The 2,412-nt window shown below is 73.4% G+C and carries 1 protein-coding gene and 1 pseudogene; both read right to left on the minus strand.

Translation table 11 applies throughout. The features are described 5' to 3' along the window. Nucleotides 1-161: 161 nt before the first annotated feature. On the minus strand, nt 162-2,219 hold the full coding sequence (locus tag ACFRFC_RS38195; protein WP_382693787.1) for a sigma-54-dependent Fis family transcriptional regulator: 2,058 nt from the start codon (nt 2,217-2,219) through the stop codon (nt 162-164). A 53-nt stretch (nt 2,220-2,272) separates the two neighbouring features. Continuing rightward, a pseudogene (locus ACFRFC_RS38200) lies at nt 2,273-2,412 on the minus strand (MBL fold metallo-hydrolase); the annotation flags it as partial.

A 2,412-nucleotide genomic window follows, 5' to 3' on the forward strand; every position in this document is an offset into this window, starting at 1 on the left:
CGACTCGTAGTGCAGCGTCATTGCTGTCTCCTCAGGGTGGGCGGTTGGGCTTGCCCCGAGGGTGCTCGCGGTGGGTGTGGTGCGGGTGTACCGATTCTGGACACGCGCTGGTGGGTCGTACGGTCCGGGAGGCGCCCGGGGGGATCGGCCCGTCCGGCGTCTCAGAGGATGCCCAGAGCGCGAATCCGCTGGTAGAGGGTGGTCCGGCTGATCCCGAGCCGTTGGGCGGCGAGTCGCTTGTTGCCGTTGACTGCGGCGAGTTCGCGCCGGATCACATCGCACTCGGCCTGTTCCAGCGGGGTGAACCGGTGGCACCGGCTGCTGCCGCTGTGGGAGTCGGGTAGGTCCCGCAGGGTGATGTCACCGACGCGGCGCCGGCGGAGACAAGCCCGGACGACGCTCTCCAGCTCGGTGAGATTGCCCGGCCAGGGCTGTCCGGTCAGCGCGTCCAGCGCGCCGCGGGTGAAGCGGGAACTGGGGTCGGCGTCGAGCTGGACGAGGAGGTGACGTATCAGTGCGGGGATGTCGGTGCGGCGGGCGCGTAGCGGGAGCAGTTCCACACGGGCGGCGCAGTGTGCGGCCAGGGCGAGGTGTTCGCCGCGCAGTTCGTGCGGGGGGCCGCTGGTCATGGCCAGGCGGGCGGCAGGGGGTGTGGTGCGCAGGACGCGGCCGATCCGGTGGGCCTCCCGCGCGGTGAGGAGGTGGATCCCTTCGAGGACGACGAGGGTGTCGGTGTCGCGCAGGGCGGTGGCGAGGGCGGAGAAGCGGTCGGCGAGCCGGGGCGGCTCGGGGTTGGTGGCGGGGGCGGTGGCGGGGGCGAGCGGCTGGTGGTCGGTGGCGGAGGCGAGCGGCTCGGGCTCGGTGGCCGACGGCTCGGACTCGGAGGCGGTGGCGGGTGGGCGGCGAGCGGTGGTGTGCGGGTCGGATTCGGCAGCGGTGGGGTACGGGCCGGGCTCATCCGCGAGCGCGGGGACCGCTTCGGCCGGGGAACATGGCTCGTCGCCCTCGCCGCCCTCGTCGGCGTGGAAGCGGACCACCCTCTCGGTGCCGGACAGCAAGGTCAGGGCGGTGTCGTGGCCGGTGCCGGGCTCCCCGCCGATCAGGACCGCGCTCCCCTCACGCGCCAGTTGCCGCAACCGGCTCGCCTGGGGTTCCGGCACCACCGGGCCGAGGCGGGCGGCCGTCCGGCCGGGCTCGGCGGAACGAGCGGGCCGATCAGGCTCAGTCGGCCGAGCAGCATCGGTCGGGCGGACAGGATCAGCCCGCCGAGCGGGCTCAGCCGACCGAACCGGATCGGCGGGCTGAGCGGATCGGCCGGACGGCCCACCCCGGGGACCCGCCGAGGCCGCCTCCCCCAGCTCGAACACGGCCCCGCCGCCCCACTCCGGGAGCTTGCGCCAGCGCAGCAGGACGGGCCCGCCGTGAGCCGGTTCGAAGGCGCACGACCGTGTGCTGTCGCTGTCGGCCCGGGTGTCCTCGGCGAGTGCCCGCAGGGTGGCATGGTCCGCGGTGTCGAGGAGTTCCATGGCCTGGGGTGTGGCCAGCAGAAGATTGTCGCCCAGGGCGAGCACGGGGGTGGTGCGGGCGGACGCGGCCGACGCGGTGGCGAGCTGGAAGGCCGCGAGCAGCCGTTGGTCGGCCAGCCCGGCGCCGTCGCCCAGTCTGTCCTCGATCTCCCGCACGGCCCTGTCGAGCAATGGCCCCAGCAGCGGATGGTCGTCGGTGGCCAGACAGGTGACGTCCACGACGCCTTCCAGCCGCCGGTGGACGGGACTGAGCACCGGCCGCCCGTAACAGGTGTACTTCTTCAGCGCCTCCAGATAGTGCTCCTCGCCCCGCACGGTCACCCCGCGGCGCAGTTCGTGGCTGGTGGCGATGGAGTTGGTGCCGGTGGTCTCCTCAAGCCATCGCCCGCCGAGCACGGCCCCGTCCCGCTCCAGTCGCGCGCGCAGTCCGCTGCGGCCCACCCGTACATCGGTGAGTTGGGCCTGACGGTCGGCGAGGAGGAGGGAGTAGCCGGTGTCGGCCAGTTCCTGGGCCAGCCGGTCCAGCACCGGCGTCGCCGCCGTCATCAGCCGGCCTCGCCGGTCGATGTCGGCGACGGGCAGGTGCGCCACCCCGGAGGACGGCCGCAGACCGCTCATCGAGGACCGCTTCCAGGAGAGCGCGATGTCGCTCCGACTGGGCGCACCTCCCTCGTCGATCGGTTCGTGTCCCATGTCGGCCTCCTTCAGGCGATGAGTCGGGGCGGGGGGAGCGGATCGGTGCGGGTTCAATGCCCCCGGGCGATCCAGGCGTTCAGGTGGGGCGCCTCGGCGCCGATGGTGGTGGTCTCCCCGTGACCGGTCCGTACGACGGTGCCGGACGGGAGGGACAGCAGTCGGTCCCGGATCGAGTCGACAAGGGTCGGGA

This window comes from Streptomyces sp. NPDC056734 (genome assembly GCF_042790455.1).
Lineage (GTDB): Bacteria > Actinomycetota > Actinomycetes > Streptomycetales > Streptomycetaceae > Streptomyces.